Consider the following 15,436-nt stretch of genomic DNA (forward strand, 5'->3'; position numbering starts at 1 on the left):
ACGTCTTTGATGATTCTGAATGAGAGCGATATCCCGGTGGGGTAGCGGCATGGTACTCCGCCAAATGACTTGTGCGGTCCTAACAAAATGCTGGCTTGACGCATGATTGCTCAGCCACGTGACAAAGCAGGACAGGCACATGAAACACGTACGTCAATCGGAACGCACATCCCGCCCCGAACAGCCTGTGGAAGTGCAGATGCCGACTGATGCTCAAATCGACCAGGGGCGTGGAGCCTTCCGCAACGCGGTCAATGCCAGCCCTCCGCTTGCCACGGGCACGGCCCCGCCATTTTCGGAAGCCTCCGTTGTCCGGCCATCGCACGGTCACGACGCAGATGTCGCAAGTCTGAAGCAACCGTTTGAGAAGGCTTTCCGGGCGAATCCGCGGCATCCTGCGACAAACATCGACTTGCCATTCAACGCCGAAGAGATGTCCAGTGCCGTCGTACTCGACGCGATCCCGTTACCCGTCTTCTTCAAAAACAGAGATGGGATACACCTTGGTTGCAACAGGGCCTTCGAAAGCTTCTCCGGCCGCTCAAAGGGAGATATTATCGGAAAAACCGTTTTCGATTTGGTGCCCGCACCCATAGCCGAGACGTATGCCGCGTTGGACGAGGCGCTTTTTGCAAATGGCGGTGTTCAGCAATATGAAGCAAAGGCCACCACCGAGAATGGTGGTGTCGTTGATCTTTTACTCAGCAAGACCGCAATCACTGATATCGCTGGTAACAGGATCGGCTTGGTTGGCGCGATGTTGGACATCACAGAGCGAAAACGTGCGGAGCATGATCTCAAAGAGGCTCTTGAATTCGCAGAGGGAATTATTGCCGCCATTCCTGACGTTCTGTTCGAGGTAAATGCCGACGGTCGCTACCTGCAGGTCTGGGCAAGGAATCAGGAGATCCTGGCGCAGCGAAAAGAAGTGCTGCTCGGCAAGCTTGTCCGCGATGTGCTCCCTCCAGATCAGGCCGACATCGCTATGCTGGCTCTTGAAGAAGCCGATGAAACCGGCGCCTCCTACGGTCGTTGTGTCCGTATAGCCCTACCAAACGGCGAATCCCGTTGGTTTGAACTGTCGGTCGCAAGGCGACCAAGCAGCAATCACTCAACCGTCACTTTTCTGGTGTTATCTCGCGATATTACCGAACGAAAGCACGCCGAGGGCACGACTATTGAAGCTCGGGCTCGCCTCCTAAGTGTCCTGCAGACCATTCCGGATATGGTATGGCTGAAAGACGTAACAGGCAAATATCTGTTGTGCAATCATGCCTTCGAAGAATTGGTCGGCAAGGCAGAAGCGGAAATCGTCGGGAAAACGGATTATGACCTGTTTACTCCCGAACTCGCCCAGTTTTTTCGTGACAAGGATGAGGAGGCCATGCAAGCCGGCCGTATTCTCATCAATGAGGAACGGTTTACCGCTCACGAGGACGGTCGATCAACGCTTTTGGAGACTCGTAAGGTTCCGGTATTCACGGGGGGAAAGCTGATGGGGATCCTCGGCGTCGCCCGCGATATCACCGAACTGGACACGTCCCGTAAGAAAATCCATCAGATGGCATTCTACGATTCTCTGACCGGCCTGCCTAACCGGACACTTTTCAATGAACGGCTACGCGAGATGATCGGGGACGCGGCTTCGGCGGGCCAGCGAGCCGGGGTGATGCTGATCGATATGGACCATTTCAAAGCGATCAATGACACTATGGGACATCCCGTCGGTGACGAGTTGCTGCGGCAGGTGGCGACACGCATGAAAAAAGGCGTCCGTGCCAGCGACACCGTGGCGAGACTCGGTGGAGATGAATTTGCAGTCTTGCTGCCCAATGTTCAGGACAATGACGATTTGGCTCAAATTGCCAGCAGAATGCTTGCCGCATTCGGCGAACGCTTCATGCTTTCCGACAGGGAGATCTTTGTATCCTGCAGCATCGGGATATCGGTATTTCCAAATGACGGCGACGCTCCCGACGATTTGGTGAAATATGCGGATTCTGCGATGTATTTGGCGAAGCGCTCGGGGCGTAGCAACTTCCGCTTCTACTCAAAGGATCTCACGATTGGGGCTGAAAAGCGCCTAGCGCTAGAATCAGACCTACGCCTAGCTTTGAAACATGAGCAACTTGAACTCCATTATCAGCCAAAGGTCCTATTGGACAACGGAAAGGTGATCGGTTCAGAAGCACTGCTACGATGGCATCATCCGAAGATGGGAATGATCCCTCCGGGAGAATTCATAGGTGTCGCCGAGGAAACGGGATTGATCATCGATCTTGGACGATGGGTGCTGCATGAGGCGTGTTGCACGGCTGCCGTCATGAATGCAGATGGACTGCCCCCGCACAAGATTGCGATAAATTTGTCTCCTAAGCAGTTTCAATGCCCGCGTTTGTCGCAAACGGTGGCGGACGTATTGCAGGAAACCGGTTGTCGTGCGGAGTGGATCGAGGTTGAAATAACTGAGAGTCTCCTGCTCCATAACTGCGAGGGCGTTTCGACGACACTCTCTCAATTGCATGCGAGCGGAATTTCCATAGCGATCGATGATTTCGGCACCGGCTACTCATCTCTGAGCTATTTGGCTAACTTTCCCATTGATACCCTCAAAATTGACCGGTCATTCATCAATCGATCCGACAAGCGAAGTAGAGAACTGGTCAAGGCAATTCTCTCAATTGCGCGCTGCCTAGGGCAAAATGTAGTCGCTGAGGGCGTGGAGACGGTCGATCAAGAAAAATTCTTGGCTGAAAGCGGCTGCGCTGTGGCACAGGGGTTCTACTATAGCAAGCCCATCCCGAAGTCCGAACTTCTCGCTGCAAACGCAGTGCCCGAGTTCTCTCGCGGTGATTCCCATCTTACGCCGATGCCCGCAGAGGAAGGGGTGGCACTCATGCGCTTGCCTCCCGCATCTGTTGGGACCCGAACCGCGTGAAGCCTACGGCTAACAGCGCGCAGGATCCACGCCACCTGCGGCGCTGTTTATACCGCACTCATCCAACGGAAGCCCAAACTACTCTGGGCGATTGGATAAAACGCGGACCAACAGGAACTACTGAAAACTTCAGGTGCTTTGATGTTCCGAAATATGCAGGCCCTGTACCGAATTGCGCGACGAAACATACGTTGACGTGTTTTCGCTTTCGATTGCCATTGCAAAGACTTGCCCAGTACAATCTACTATTCTGAGTCAATATCGTCAAAAGCATAACCGTGCAAAAGCTCATCCCATTTCCCCATCCGAATAGAAATTCTGCGGATTTGAAAAGTTCAACTGCGAATTCGAATGGCTCCGGACATTTCGACATCATCCAATCGCTGAAATCGGAACTTCACGATTTGGCTAGTGCCGTAAATCAGTTGGAGGCGCTATGTGAGTCATACCGATCCCAAGCTGATACGTGCTCGCAACCTGACTGAACGACTGAGCGTCCGCGCTTGTCATCGTATTCCCTATGACCCTCTCTGGGCGTGGCGGCCAGTGGTTCGTTGAATCTTGCCAAACGTTCCCGGATCCCACCACTTCCCGAACACGGGAGCTTCAATTCGATCAACTCGAAACTTTCGGCCATTTGAACGGGTGGCGGAAAAAAACGCCAGCGATTGCGCCGTGATTTCGTAATGGTTCTGCCTATTTGCTGAAGGCGGTCGGCCGATTGGAATGCTCCATCAGACCTCAACTTACCGGCAGCAAGGACTGCAGGTTCGATAGCTTCTTTTCGTGGATGAGGATATACGGATCCTCGAACTCTACCCGCATCTTGTCCTGGTTGGCGACGAAGTAGGGGCTGAGGTACGGGTCGAATTGCATGCGCGCGAAGACTACGAGTTTGGTCTCGGCGGTCTTGGCTTCCTCGACGAAATGGCACTCTCGTAGCTAACCTTCTCCATTGCGTCGACGAGGAACGGCCGCGCAAGGTCGATGCCACGCTTCGGGTCCATCGATTCATCCCGGACGCTCCCGCCTTGCGTAATAGACTGGATTTTTCATTTCTGCCTGGGTTTCAAACCAGTCTCGCCGTGGTGTTGCTGCATCCCGTCCTGCCCCGGCTTTTGGTCCTGCCAGGCTCGCGCCGCCCACAACGGCTTTGCCGTCCTCCACTTCGTTGCGGCCCTGCGGGTGCGGGCCGCGCTTGCAGCCCGGCTTTTGGACCGCCGTAGCAGGTCGCGATGGCCGCGACCTCGAACGGAGGTTCAGACATGAACAGGCAGCAATCCAATCAACGATCCGATATCTACAGCCGCATCACCACCAAGATCATCGCCGATCTCGAACAGGGCGTCCGTCCATGGACCAAGCCGTGGACGGCGGGAGGCGGGACGGCCGAGGTCAGCCGGCCACTGCGCCACAATGGCCAACCATACACCGGCATCAATGTTCTGCTCCTCTGGTCTGAAGCCATCGCCCGCGGCTTCGCATCACCAAGGTGGATGACGTTTCGTCAGGCAATCGAGCTTGGCGGCGCCGTTCGCAGGGGCGAAACCGGCACGACCGTCGTCTTTGCCAGCTCTTTCATTCGCGCCGAGACGACGGAGACAGGCGCCGAAATCGAACGGGATATCCCCTTTCTCAAAACCTACACCGTGTTCAACACCGATCAGATCACCGGGCTCAATGGCCTTGCCCATTCCATCGCGCCTGACCAGGATTGGATGAGCCGCATCGGTGCTGCCGGCCGCTTCTTTGCCAATACCGGCGCCCTGATCCGCCACGGTGGATCGGCGGCCTATTATGCTCCTGCTCGGGACTACATCCAGATGCCATGCGTCGACGCCTTCCGGCACGATGCCTCCTACGTCGCCGTCCTCAGTCACGAGATGACGCACTGGACCGCTGCACCGCGAAGGCTCGATCGGGATCTGAGCCGCTACGCGAAAGACAGGAGCGAACGCGCCCGCGAAGAGCTCATTGCCGAACTTGGCAGCTGCTTTCTCTGCGCCGGGTGTCGTTCCAGAGCTCGAACCGCGCCCCGACCACGCGAGCTATCTCGACAGCTGGCTCAAGGTTCTCGGCAACGACAAGCGCGCCATCTTTTCAGCGGCAGCTCATGCGCAACGGGCCGTCGACTACCTGCATGACCTGCAGCCGGATCTCAACAAGGAGGAGGCGGCTTGAGCCGCCTCCTTATCAGCCACCCGGACGCCGCCCACTGCCGCGACCCGACGGCCGCAAGCTCCTATCCCGCGAACCGGCGTCTAAAATCGTCACGCATTGACCTCGCGCAGCTAGTGGGGCGTATTTCCGACGGCGTCGTCATGCGGCCCCGTGGTGAGAACCAGCGCATCCCCTCGACCGTCGATGCTGAAAATCACGCGACTGTCCAGGCTTGCAACCTCCTCCGGCAGATCCTCCCTTAGCATCGCGATGGCGGAAGCCATCGTCCGCCGAGGGCGAACGAGAACGATGTCCCGCGCGAAGGAGTCGTCGTGCGTAGCATCGAGAGAAGCGTTGATGACAGCGGGTCGTCGGATGATTTATTTGGAACTAGCAAAAAATATTGCTTTGGCGCCCTCACCGGTAGGTCATGTTCCAGCCGAGTTCGCCGGTGCGCAACGCGCTCCATATGCTGAGCGGCGACGGAGATAGGGAACGCACGGGCGGGGGCAGTCGGTCCCGCCTCCCTTGACGGCCGCTATGCTGAGGCTCCTGCGGCTGCCCTTGTTCCGCCCTTAGCGGGGCGAGAATTCCCGAAATCCGCCTCACGGCGCCGCTATGCTGATTTCTCCGATACTCTTCATTGTTTGATTGAAACCCGCCTGCGGACGGGTTGCCTGATCGTCCCTGATGACTACCGGCAGCCATGCGATCGGGCTGGCGGATGATTCGCTATCTCGCCTCACTAAAGGCCGAAAATCAGTCAGTTTAACCCCGCCTCCTGGCTGGCGCGGAAAGAGCTCAGCTTGCTCAGGAGGTCCTGAGAGATCTCGAATTGCCGCGCCGTCCCCCGGCCCATGGCGTTCTTCCCCATCGTCTCCAAAAGCATTCCTCGCTTTACCAAAAGGTCGACCGTCTCCTTCACACCGCTGCGTGTTAGCTCGGTAATCTCAATGATATTAGAGAGTGTTAGCTTCTGGTGGGCCTGAGTCATCGTGTAGAGGATCGTCATCATGCCGATCTGCTTCAGCCTCGCCTGGGGGGTCTCGTCCTCCAACGGATGGTCGAGGATCTCATGGAGAATGAGTCCGGAGAAGGCAAGGTTGTGCCATTGCGTTTTAATCGCGCTTGTCATGTCATTTAACTGTGTTATATACGGCAGTATGAATGCGGGCAGGCAGATTGGGTCTCCCGAAACGCAATAGGGCGCCATCGTCTCGAAGGATCCTGTTCATGAAAAGCCTTCTCCTGAATTCACTGCTTACGATCTGCTTCGTTGCGCCACCCTATCTTATTTTCGGCAGCAAAGCGCGGGCCGAGGACTGGGGATGCCAGGTTATCCTATGCCTTTCCAATCCCGGCGGGCCGACGCAATATGCAGAATGCCGGCCGCCGATCCAGAAGCTGTGGCGGGAGCTTGCCGAGGGGCACTCATTCCCGACCTGTAGCGGCGTCGGTTTTCAGAGTTCGCGGCCGGGCTATGAACCCTATTATTGCGATGCGGGGTACAAGCTCACGACTGATAGCGGTCGCGGCGGTCGGCAAGCAACCTGTGTGTCGACATCGCCGCAGCCGGTGAGCAACAGCCTCTGCTGGGATGGGAACGACTATACTTCCCGCGACAATTCGGTCCTGTCGCCACATTGGCAGCGCGTGGACGGGCACCGCCAGTGCATGGGCTATCCGATAAGTCGTCCGAATGTGCGATCGCAGCCGCACTATGTCGATGTCACCATCGACGGCGCCGGTAAACAGCGCGTTTGGTACTGACCGATGGGTGCTGCCTTCGTCGAAATCGCGCAAACCTGTGCGCCGATGGTTCAGGTGCAGACGCTGGCCGGCGTTGTTAGCCTCGAGAGCCGGTTTCAGCCCTTCGCCATCCGCATCAACAGCGGCCCACCACTCGCTGCTCAACCCGCATCGAAGGCGGAGGCGATCGAGGTTGCCACGTCCCTGATTGCCGATCGCCAGGATATCCAGATCGGCCTTGGCGGCCTTGGCATCGAGCACCTTCAGAAACTGAATCTATCCGTCGCCGACGCCTTCGATCCCTGCCGGAACCTCAAGGCCACGGCCACGCTTCTCGACGGATACTACCGCGCCGCATTACGCGCGGGGGATCCGGCTCAGGCCGAAAGGGTGATGCTCCAGTCCTATTATGGCCGCGATGATCCATCCCTCGGCGCCATGGTCAAATATGACGAGCAGGTACTCCAGGAAGCAAAGCAGTTATCGCCGACGCTTGCCTCGCTCACCATTGGCGAACGCGGTGACCAGGCCGGGTCTGGCGGGCAGCCACAGGATGAGGTGGTACCAGCACTTCCCGAACCGCCTTTACAACCCTCCCAAACCGTCGAGGCCCCATCCTGGGACGTGTTCAGCTCAGGGCGGCAATCCTCGGTTCTCGTTTTCCAGAATGATCGATCGGAGCAAAGTGAATGATCTCCAAAGCCCCTCTTCGCCCCCTTGCCGCATCCACGCTGATGGCGGCCGCCATTGTCATCTGCCTGGTCGAGCCAGCCTTCGCCCAGGCCGCCGGTATCGAAACCGTTTTGCAGAACATCGTCGACATGCTGACTGGCAATATCGCCCGCCTACTGGCCGTCATCGCCGTCATCATTATCTCCATCGCCTGGATGTTTGGCTACATGGATTTGAGGCGGGCCGGCTTCTGGATCATCGGGATCGGCGGCATTTTCGGCGCCACCGAGCTGGTCAATACCATCGTCGGGAATTGAGCGCTATGGCGAGCATTCCGAGTCTCGAAGACGACACGTTGTTTCTCGCCTGCACGCGCCCGGCAATGATCGCTGGCGTGACGATGGAGGCGATGGGCGTCAACATCATGCTGACGACCATCCTTTATATCACTGCGGGATCAATCGCCTACGCGCTGGTCGGTATCGTTTTCCATGTCCTGTTTCGCGCGCTCGTCAAGCACGACCACAATATGTTTCGGATCCTGATTGCGTGGATCGAAACCCGTGGCCGCTCCCGCAATACCGCGTATTGGGGCGGCGCCACGCTCTCGCCTCTGACGCTCACCCGGCGTTATGACGAAAGGGATCTCAGCTTTGTCTAACATTGCGACGCTCCGGTCGCGCGAGCTAGGGCCGGAGACCTTCATTCCCTATGTCAGGCATGTCGACGAGACGACGATTGCGCTCGAATCCCGAGCGTTGATGACAATGATCGCTCTCGACGGCGTTTCCTTCGAGACATCAGACGTCAGGGATCTCAACGGCCTGCACCGCAGCCTGAACACGCTCTATCGCAATATCGCCGACGAGCGACTGGCGCTCTGGACGCATGTGGTGCGCCGCCGCGACAATGCCTATCCCGAGGGACGCTTCGCCAATCCCTTTTCCGACGGTCTGAACGCGCGATATCGGGAGCGGATGGTGAATGAAAACCTGTTTCGCAACGATCTCTACCTCACCCTTGTCTGGCATCCCGGCCGGGATCCTGCCGAAAAGGCGGCCAAGCTTCTCTCTCGACTCAGCAAGGCGCGCCGATCCGATACCGAACTTGACGGGCAGGCTCTGAAGCATCTGCGTGACCACGTGGCGGATGTCGCCGCCGGCCTGCAGCGCTTTGGCCCGCGGCAGCTTACCCTCCACGAACATGACGGCATCCTGTTCTCCGAGCCGAGCGAAGTTCTCCACCAGATCGTCGGTGGACGGCGGGAGCCGATCCCATTGACGGAGGGACGAATTTCCTCGGCGATCTATTCCGATAGGGTCATTTTCGGGCGCGAGACCATTGAAATCCGTCACGAGGCCGACAGCCGCTATGCCGGCATGTTCGGCTTCAAGGAATATCCGGCGACGACGCGCAGCGGCATGCTCGACGCTATCCTGACCGCACCTTTCGAGCTCATCCTGACGCAGTCCTTCGCCTTCACCTCAAAGGCCGATGCCCGCACGATCATGGGTCGCAAGCAGAACCAGATGGTCAGTGCCGGCGACAAGGCAGCCTCGCAGATCGAAGAACTCGGTGAGGCGATGGACGATCTCGAATCCAATCGCTTCGTTCTTGGGGAACATCATCTTACGCTTGCCGTCTTCGCTCCCTCGGTCAAGGAACTGACCGATCACATGGCGAAGGCGCGCGCCTATCTCACCAGCGGCGGCGCGGTCGTCGCCCGCGAGGATCTTGGGCTCGAGGCTGCCTGGTGGGCACAACTGCCGGGCAATTTCCGCTATCGCGCGCGCTCGGGAGCGATCACCTCCCGCAACTTCGCAGCCCTTGCTCCCTATCATTCCTATCCGGCGGGCAAGAAGGACGGCAACGAGTGGGGACCGGCGGTCGCCATGCTCAAGACCGCGTCCGGCTCGCCCTTCTATTTCAACTTTCATCACGGCGATCTCGGCAACAGTTTCGTCTGCGGCCCGTCGGGCACGGGCAAGACGGTGCTGTTGAACTTCATGCTGTCCCAGCTCGAAAAGCATGGTCCGCATATGGTCTTCTTCGACAAGGACCGTGGCGCCGATCTCTTCGTGCGAGCGGCTGGCGGCACCTATCTGCCGCTGAAGAATGGTGTCGCCACCGGCTGCGCGCCGTTGAAAGCATTGGAATTCACTGCGGAAAACAAAGTATTCCTCACCGGTTGGATCGCCAAGCTGGTCCGATCCGGACCTGGCGAATTATCGATTACCGAGTTGCGCGACATCGCCTTGGCGGTCGACGGGGTGGCGGACCTGCCGGTGGAGCGTCGCTCCATCGGCGCCCTGCGCACCTTCCTCAACAACACCGATCCCGAGGGCATTGCCGCACGTCTCCGACGATGGGAAAAGGGCGGCCCGCTCGGCTGGGTATTCGACAACGAGGCTGACGATATCGGCATCGGCGCCAGGTTCATCGGCTACGACATGACCGATTTCCTCGACAATGAGGAGATCCGCACGCCGTTGATGGCCTACCTGTTCTATCGGATCGAGCAGCTGATCGACGGGCGTCGCATCATCATTGTCATCGACGAGTTCTGGAAGGCGCTGCAGGACGAAGGCTTTCGTGATCTCGCCCAGAACAAACTCAAGACGATCCGCAAGCAGAACGGTCTCATGCTGTTTGCGACCCAGAGCCCGCGCGATGCCATCGTCTCGCCGATCGCCCACACGATCATCGAGCAGTGCCCGACACAGATCTTTCTTCCGAACCCGCGCGGCGACCGCGCCGACTATGTCGACGGCTTCAAGCTGACGGAGCGCGAATTCGAGCTCGTCTCGCGCGAACTCTCCGTCGAGAGCCGCCGGTTCATCGTCAAGCAGGGGCACAACAGCGTTGTCGCCGAGCTGAACCTCAACGGCTTCGACGACGAACTTGCCATCCTCTCCGGCCGGACCGCCAATGTCGAGCTTGCCGATGCTATCCGTTTGGAGATCGGCGAGGGACGGGAGGACTGGCTTGCCGTGTTTCATCAGAGGAGGAAGACAGCATGATCCGAACAGGAACGATGCGGCCATTGTTTGTATCGGCCGCTCTTTTGGCGTCGGCGATGCTAGCATCGGCGCAGGGCATCCCCGTCATCGATCAGACATCGATCGCCAAGCAAATCGAGAGCATCGCGCAGCTGAAGTCCCAGCTCGACGCCTTGAACCAGCAGCTCCAACAAGCCCAGCAGCTCTACGGCTCGCTGAACAAGATCACCAACATGGCCGACGTCGCCAACCTGCTGAACGATCCGTCGATCCGCAAGGCGCTTCCGCAGGACTTCAACGCGATCGAGGGGCTGTTCAAAGGTTCCGGCAGCGGCGTCTTCGGTAGTTCCGCTTCCAAATTCCTTCAAGACAATTCCACCTACCGCACCGATGCCGACGATTTCTATGCGCAGGAACTGTCGCGCATCCAGAACCAGAACGCCGGGCAGATGAGCCTCGGCCGGCAGATCTACGATGCGGCGACCAAGCGCATCGGCGGCATCGATGAGCTTCGCCAGAAAATCTCCGGTGCTGCCGACGCCAAGGACATCGCCGATCTGCAGGCCCGCCTCCAGGCCGAAACCGCCTTCTTGCAAACCGACGTCTTGCGCATGCAGGGCCTGCAGATGGTCCAGCAGGCCCAGGTGCAGGTCGATGACCAACGCAAGGCCGAGGACTGGCGCAAGCGCATGGACACGATGGGAGCGGCGCTCAAATGAAGTGGCTTCTTTTTAGCGCGGCAATGCTTTTTCTGGCGGCCTGCTCCCCGCAGGCGGAGAAGATTTACACGGTCGATGAGTTCATGGCGGACGATGCTCTGCTCGCGAAAATCATCGGCGAATGCCGTAACAATCCCGGAGAACTCCGTGATACGCCCAATTGCCGCAACGCCGAGGCAGCCGACGGCAAGCTGCGGCTGGAGCGGATGGGTAAATCGTTGGGAGGCTGACGATGTATCAGGTCTTCAGCTTCGTCGACGGGCAGTTCAAGGCACCGCTCGAGAACTTCATTTCGTCGGGCACCTCCAATATCGCCAGCTGGGTCAGCGGCCCGCTGACGGCCGCACTTACACTTTATGTCGTGCTCTACGGTTATCTCGTTCTGCGCGGCTCCGTGCAGGAACCGATCCTCGAATTCGCTTTCCGAGCGATGAAGCTCGCCATCATCGTCATGCTGGTGAGGAATGCCGGCGAGTATCAAACCTACGTCACCAATATCTTTTTCGATGCGCTGCCGCACGAAATCTCGCAGGCGCTGAACTCCGGCGCGGCGCCGAGCGCCTCCACATTCGACAGCCTGCTGGATAAGGGCCAGAGGTGCGCCAAAGAGATATGGTCGCGGGGTTCGTGGCCTATCGATATCGTCACCGGCGTGGGCGGCCTGCTGGTTATCGGCGCAAGTTTTCTTGTCGCGGCGATCGGTTATATAGTTTCGCTCTATGCCCGGCTGGCGCTTGCCATCGTGCTGGCAATAGGTCCGATCTTCATCGCGCTCGCCATGTTCCAGTCGACCCGCCGATTCACGGAATCCTGGATCGGCCAACTCGCCAACTTCGTCATCCTGCAGGTGCTGGTGGTGGCGATCGGCTCGCTGCTGATCACCTGCATCGACACGACGTTTACGGCGATCGAAAGCTATAGTGACGTGCTTATGCGGCCGATCGCGCTCTGCGCCATTTGCGTTGCCGCACTCTACGTCTTCTACCAACTGCCCGGCATCGCTTCAGCTCTCGCGGCGGGCGGGGCGTCGCTCACCTACGGCTACGGCGCCGCCCGCGATGCGCATGAAAGCACGCTCGCCTGGGCGACATCCCACACAGTCAGAGCGGTCGGCCGAGGCGCGCGTTCCGTTGGCCGCCGCCTGACTCCAGGCCGGACCGAATGACGGCCACCAACGCTTCAGACAATTGAACAGGTTTTTTTGGGATGCTCCGTATCGTTTTATCGTTTTTGCTGACCGCCGGTCTCGTAGGCTGCGGTTCGATTTCCCACTCGTTGCCCAAATGTGATGGTTATTCCCGCCGGCCGCTGAACCGCGCCATGTGGCAATGGCAGGGCAGTGGAGGCGAGCAGCCGGCGACCGGGGCTGTTCCCGCAGAGCCGACCACTCACGCTGCCTCCTATGTGGCGGAACCATCTTCAGCCAGACCAGCCGCTTTCGCGCATTTCCATGTCGCGGGCTCCTACCGTCCATGCGAGGGCGAGTGACATGGTGACCACCGATAACCTCAAAAGTTACTTCGACAAGGCCCGCCGGTTCGATCAGGATCGGATGATCCAGGTCGAGCGCTCTGCCCGCATCGCCTGGTTCGTCGCTGTTTGCGCCGGCACGCTTGCTGCCGTTTCCGTCTTTGCCATTGCCGGCCTCACGCCTTTGAAAACCGTCCAGCCCTTCGTCGTGCGGGTCGACAATTCCACAGGCATTGTTGACGTCGTCTCGGCGCTGACATCGACCGCCGGCACCTACGACGAGGCCGTCACCAAATATTTCGCGGCCAAATATGTCCGCGCCCGCGAGGGCTACGTCTGGAGCGAGGGCGAGGAGAATTTCCGCACCGTCGCGTTGCTATCGACGCAGCCGGAACAGACTCGATTTGCCGCAGTCTACCGCGGCAGCAATCCCGATTCCCCGCAAAACATTTATGGCCGCAGCGCCACGTCGCGGATCAACATTGTTTCCATCTCGCTGATCAACGCCAATGTGGCATCCGTCCGCTATATGAGGACCGTGACCCGCGGTGACGAGGTGCGCACCACGCACTGGGTTGCGACCCTGACCTTCTCCTATGCCAACGCTCCGATGTCCTCGACCGACCGGCTGACCAATCCGCTCGGCTTCGTCGTCAGCGAATATCGCGCCGATCCGGAGACCATCAATTGAGACCGCACTTTCTCCTTCCGCTCATCCTGGCCACCGGGTTTTCGTCTGCAGCGCTCGCCCTCGAGACGCCGCGCGGCGCCACGCAGGACAGCCGCATCCGTTTCGTCGACTACCAGCCCTATAACATCACCAAAGTCGTCGGCACGCTGCGGTCTTCGGTGCAAATCGAATTCGCCGCCGACGAGGAAATCGCTCATGTGGCGCTTGGCAACAGCGTTGCTTGGGAAGTGGCGCCGGCCGGCAACATCCTGTTCCTGAAGCCCAGGGAAAATCAGCCGGTGACGAATATCTCGGTCGTGACGACACGACGGGACGGCTCGACCCGCAGCTATCAGATGGAACTCACCGTCCGCGACGGCAGCGTCGAAGCCGGTCAGAACACCTATTTCTATGTGAAATATCGCTATCCCGCTGATGAGGCGGAGCGGCGGCGCCAGGAAGCAGCTGCGCGCGCGCAGGCGGCACAGGCCGGCGAGGCCGATCGCGTGCTTGCCCTTCACGAAGCTTATGGACCGCGCAACTGGCGTTATTCGGCGCAAGGGTCCCAGGCGCTCGAACCGCAAGCGGTCTATGACAACGGCAAGGTCACCACCTTCGCCTTTGCCGGCAACCAGGAAATGCCGGCGATCTATACGGAAAATTCCGACGGCAGCGAAAGCCTGGTTCCGAAGTCAGTCGACGGCAATCTCGTCCTCGTTCACGCGATCAGCCGCAAGTTCATACTGCGCCGTGGCGGCGACCTGCTTTGCGTCTTCAACGAAGCCTACGATCGCGTCGGCACCAATCCCGAGACCAACACGACGTCACCATCGGTCGAGCGCGTCGTCAAAGTGCCGCCCGGCGCGGCGCAATAGGAGGTGACATGGCCGAGGAAGAGATGACCCAGATTCCGGGCGAGCGCGCCGAGACGTCGGCCGGTGGCCGGCTCGACAATAACCCGATCCTCAAACGCGGCGCTGTCGCCTTGGCGATCGTCGTCTTTGTCGCCTTCGCTCTCTGGTCGATGCGAGGGCAGGACAAACCGTCAGACGGTGCCCAGCCGGAGCGGGTTGTCATCCGGCAGACATTGGATTTCGAACCGGCGAAGGAGCCGGTCCAACCAGTGGTGCCGCCGCCAGCAGTCCAACTCCCGACGCCTGTCGCCGCCGAGCGGGCGCCGACCGACGATGACAAGCTGCTCGACGCTGCCCGCCGTGCGCCGGTCATCGCCTATGGCGGCGAGAAATCGCCGGCCACGCGGCGGCAGGATCAGGATGCGGCGGCGGATCAGGCTTCGAATTATGTGCCGTTCGGCAACAATCAAGCAGGCCTCGGCTCGCAGGGTGAAAACGAAGACCAGCGCTTCGACCGCTTGCTGACGCCGACGCAATTGCAGGGATCGCGTGCCGGCACGTTGGGCAACCGCGATTTCATTGTCGCAATGGGGACATCCATTCCTTGCGTTCTCGAGACCGCGCTCTCCTCCGATCAGCTAGGGTTCACGAGCTGCGTCATCAACCGGGACGTTCTCTCAGATAATGGCCGCGTGGTGCTGATGGAAAAAGGCACGCAGATCGTCGGAGAATATCGCGGCAGTCTTCGCCGTGGCCAAAAGCGCCTGTTCGTTCTCTGGAACCGGGCGAAGACGCCGAAAGGCGTGATCATCACTTTGGCTTCGCCGGCAACCGATGCGCTTGGCCGGGCCGGCATCGATGGTTATGTGGACACCCATTGGTGGGAGCGGTTCGGCAGCGCAATGCTCCTGTCGATCGTCGGTGATGCCAGTTCCTATGCCAGCAGCCGGCTGCAGGACAGCGACGTCGAAGCGCAAAATACCACCAGCGCCGGTCAGCAGGCCGCGGCGATCGCCGTCGAGCAATCGATCAACATTCCGCCGACGCTCATGAAACATCAGGGCGAGCTGGTTTCGATCTTCGTCGCCCGCGACCTCGATTTCTCCAGCGTCTACCGGCTTCGTGTGACCGAGCCCCGCAACCGAATCTACGACCGTGCTGCGCTTGGGGATTTCAGCCCCTCCTCGAAGCTCGTGACAAAATAG

General features: G+C 59.1%; 14 protein-coding genes and 2 pseudogenes. 14 read left to right on the forward strand and 2 right to left on the reverse strand.

Translation table 11 applies throughout. From position 1 onward, the window contains the following. Positions 1-139: 139 nt before the first annotated feature. Positions 140-2,938, forward strand: coding sequence for a sensor domain-containing protein (locus RHE_RS30105; RefSeq protein ID WP_011053362.1), 2,799 nt, complete (start codon positions 140-142; stop codon positions 2,936-2,938). Between the two features lie 747 nt (positions 2,939-3,685). On the opposite strand, the pseudogene groEL reads toward RHE_RS30105, so the two are convergent. Then, positions 3,686-3,909 (reverse strand): annotated as a pseudogene (groEL, locus tag RHE_RS34725) (chaperonin GroEL); the annotation flags it as partial. Between the two features lie 294 nt (positions 3,910-4,203). Here groEL and RHE_RS30115 point away from each other — a divergent pair. After that, positions 4,204-5,119 (forward strand): annotated as a pseudogene (locus RHE_RS30115) (ArdC family protein). A 742-nt stretch (positions 5,120-5,861) separates the two neighbouring features. On the opposite strand, the gene RHE_RS30120 reads toward RHE_RS30115, so the two are convergent. Continuing rightward, entirely contained in the window at positions 5,862-6,233 is a 372-nt protein-coding gene (locus RHE_RS30120) for a hypothetical protein (RefSeq protein WP_042120136.1), read from the reverse strand. A gap of 98 nt (positions 6,234-6,331) precedes the next feature. Between RHE_RS30120 and RHE_RS30125 the strand changes: the two genes are divergently transcribed. Genes RHE_RS30125 through virB10 form a run of 12 tightly spaced genes read left to right on the forward strand, consistent with a single transcriptional unit; the run spans position 6,332 to position 15,436 of the window. Then, complete coding sequence (locus RHE_RS30125) at positions 6,332-6,868, forward strand: hypothetical protein (RefSeq protein ID WP_011053366.1); 537 nt, start codon at positions 6,332-6,334, stop codon at positions 6,866-6,868. 3 nt (positions 6,869-6,871) lie between these two features. Next, positions 6,872-7,540, forward strand: a complete 669-nt coding sequence (locus RHE_RS30130) for a lytic transglycosylase domain-containing protein (protein WP_011053367.1) — start codon at positions 6,872-6,874, stop codon at positions 7,538-7,540. Next, a complete protein-coding gene (locus RHE_RS30135) occupies positions 7,537-7,836 on the forward strand; it encodes a TrbC/VirB2 family protein (protein ID WP_011053368.1) in 300 nt (99 codons plus the stop codon). The genes RHE_RS30130 and RHE_RS30135 overlap by 4 nt, the downstream gene beginning before the upstream one ends. 5 nt (positions 7,837-7,841) lie before the next feature. Further along, positions 7,842-8,180, forward strand: a complete 339-nt coding sequence (locus RHE_RS30140) for a type IV secretion system protein VirB3 (protein WP_011053369.1) — start codon at positions 7,842-7,844, stop codon at positions 8,178-8,180. Then, positions 8,173-10,539, forward strand: a complete 2,367-nt coding sequence (locus RHE_RS30145) for a VirB4 family type IV secretion/conjugal transfer ATPase (RefSeq protein WP_042120098.1) — start codon at positions 8,173-8,175, stop codon at positions 10,537-10,539. Before RHE_RS30140 ends, RHE_RS30145 begins: the two co-directional genes overlap by 8 nt. Beyond that, entirely contained in the window at positions 10,536-11,237 is a 702-nt protein-coding gene (virB5, locus tag RHE_RS30150; RefSeq protein WP_011053371.1) for a P-type DNA transfer protein VirB5, read from the forward strand. Before RHE_RS30145 ends, virB5 begins: the two co-directional genes overlap by 4 nt. Next, a complete protein-coding gene (locus RHE_RS30155; RefSeq protein WP_008537008.1) occupies positions 11,234-11,467 on the forward strand; it encodes an EexN family lipoprotein in 234 nt (77 codons plus the stop codon). Before virB5 ends, RHE_RS30155 begins: the two co-directional genes overlap by 4 nt. Positions 11,468-11,469: 2 nt before the next feature. Then, the gene (locus RHE_RS30160) at positions 11,470-12,402 is read left to right on the forward strand and encodes a type IV secretion system protein (protein WP_011053372.1); all 933 of its coding nucleotides are present in this window, start codon (positions 11,470-11,472) and stop codon (positions 12,400-12,402) included. Positions 12,403-12,443: 41 nt separating this feature from the next. Then, positions 12,444-12,725, forward strand: coding sequence for a hypothetical protein (locus RHE_RS34730; protein WP_011053373.1), 282 nt, complete (start codon positions 12,444-12,446; stop codon positions 12,723-12,725). A gap of 1 nt (position 12,726) precedes the next feature. Beyond that, positions 12,727-13,398 (forward strand): virB8 family protein, encoded by a 672-nt coding sequence (locus RHE_RS30165; protein ID WP_011053374.1) that lies wholly within the window; start codon positions 12,727-12,729, stop codon positions 13,396-13,398. Further along, on the forward strand, positions 13,395-14,252 hold the full coding sequence (virB9, locus tag RHE_RS30170; protein ID WP_011053375.1) for a P-type conjugative transfer protein VirB9: 858 nt from the start codon (positions 13,395-13,397) through the stop codon (positions 14,250-14,252). The genes RHE_RS30165 and virB9 overlap by 4 nt, the downstream gene beginning before the upstream one ends. Positions 14,253-14,260: 8 nt before the next feature. Further along, positions 14,261-15,436: a type IV secretion system protein VirB10 gene (gene virB10, locus RHE_RS30175; protein ID WP_011053376.1), complete on the forward strand. Its 1,176-nt coding sequence runs from the start codon at positions 14,261-14,263 to the stop codon at positions 15,434-15,436.

It is taken from the genome of Rhizobium etli CFN 42, from assembly GCF_000092045.1.
Taxonomy (GTDB): domain Bacteria; phylum Pseudomonadota; class Alphaproteobacteria; order Rhizobiales; family Rhizobiaceae; genus Rhizobium; species Rhizobium etli.

Excerpts from the sequence above, each read along its gene's own strand:
- RHE_RS30105 (WP_011053362.1), top strand. The coding sequence starts at position 140 with ATGAAACACGTACGTCAATCGGAACGCACATCCCGCCCCGAACAGCCT.
- RHE_RS30120 (WP_042120136.1), bottom strand. The coding sequence starts at position 6,233 with ATGACAAGCGCGATTAAAACGCAATGGCACAACCTTGCCTTCTCCGGA.
- RHE_RS30125 (WP_011053366.1), top strand. The coding sequence starts at position 6,332 with ATGAAAAGCCTTCTCCTGAATTCACTGCTTACGATCTGCTTCGTTGCG.
- RHE_RS30130 (WP_011053367.1), top strand. The coding sequence starts at position 6,872 with ATGGGTGCTGCCTTCGTCGAAATCGCGCAAACCTGTGCGCCGATGGTT.
- RHE_RS30135 (WP_011053368.1), top strand. The coding sequence starts at position 7,537 with ATGATCTCCAAAGCCCCTCTTCGCCCCCTTGCCGCATCCACGCTGATG.
- RHE_RS30140 (WP_011053369.1), top strand. The coding sequence starts at position 7,842 with ATGGCGAGCATTCCGAGTCTCGAAGACGACACGTTGTTTCTCGCCTGC.
- virB5 (WP_011053371.1), top strand. The coding sequence starts at position 10,536 with ATGATCCGAACAGGAACGATGCGGCCATTGTTTGTATCGGCCGCTCTT.
- RHE_RS30155 (WP_008537008.1), top strand. The coding sequence starts at position 11,234 with ATGAAGTGGCTTCTTTTTAGCGCGGCAATGCTTTTTCTGGCGGCCTGC.
- RHE_RS30160 (WP_011053372.1), top strand. The coding sequence starts at position 11,470 with ATGTATCAGGTCTTCAGCTTCGTCGACGGGCAGTTCAAGGCACCGCTC.
- RHE_RS34730 (WP_011053373.1), top strand. The coding sequence starts at position 12,444 with ATGCTCCGTATCGTTTTATCGTTTTTGCTGACCGCCGGTCTCGTAGGC.
- RHE_RS30165 (WP_011053374.1), top strand. The coding sequence starts at position 12,727 with ATGGTGACCACCGATAACCTCAAAAGTTACTTCGACAAGGCCCGCCGG.
- virB10 (WP_011053376.1), top strand. The coding sequence starts at position 14,261 with ATGGCCGAGGAAGAGATGACCCAGATTCCGGGCGAGCGCGCCGAGACG.